The organism is Streptomyces sp. DH12, from assembly GCF_020873895.1.
GTDB lineage: Bacteria > Actinomycetota > Actinomycetes > Streptomycetales > Streptomycetaceae > Streptomyces.
Window position 1 is genome coordinate 1 of the sequence record NZ_JAHWGT010000248.1, and the last position, 748, is coordinate 748.

The 748-nt window shown below is 72.7% G+C and carries 1 protein-coding gene; it reads right to left on the reverse strand.

Annotation, left to right across the window (positions count from 1 at the left end; genetic code table 11):
- Window positions 1-99: 99 nt before the first annotated feature.
- Window positions 100-748, reverse strand: a 649-nt coding sequence (locus LPA54_RS33825; protein WP_228984522.1) for a Gfo/Idh/MocA family oxidoreductase, incomplete at its 5' end; no start/stop codon positions are given.

Below are 748 nucleotides of genomic sequence, written 5' to 3' on the forward strand. Positions count from 1 at the left end.
GCACAGGGAACCGTCCTTCCGGTGACGGCTCGGACGCCTCAAGGGACGCCATAAGGACGGCATCACGTCATCAGGGGGTGTCACCCGCCCCCCGGAGTCTTACGTCAGCGCCTCCTGGGCGCTGCCCAGAAGCTCCATCGGCCGGACGGGTCTGCGTTCGCGCCGCGACCTCTCGCACGCCTCCGCGATCACCAGCGCCCGCAGGGCCTCACGGCCGTCGCAGGGGTTGGGCCGCTCGCCCCGCACCACCTCGACGAACGCGTTCAGTTCGGCCTCGTAGGCGGGTCCGAACCGTTCCAGGAAGCCGGTCCACGGCTTGTCCGCGGCGGGCGGCCCCGTCGGCTCGGTGGACGCGATGGGCGTACGGTCGTCGAGGCCGACCACGATCTGGTCGCGCTCCCCGGCGAGTTCCATGCGCACGTCGTAACCGGCGCCGTTCATCCGGGTCCCGGTGACGGTGGCGAGGGTGCCGTCGTCGAGGGTGAGCAGCACCGCGCCGGTGTCGACGTCGCCCGCCTCGCGGAACGTCTGGGGCCCCGCGTCCGACCCGGTGGCGTACACGTCGACGACCTCCCGGCCGGTCACCCAGCGCAGGATGTCGAAGTCGTGGATGAGCGTGTCCCGGTACAGCCCGCCCGACTGCGCCAGATGAGCGGGGTCCGGCGGCTCCGCCTCGCTGGTCGTCGCCCGCACCGTGTGCAGTCGCCCCAGCCTGCCCGCCCGTACCGCCTCACGGGCGCCCGTGTAG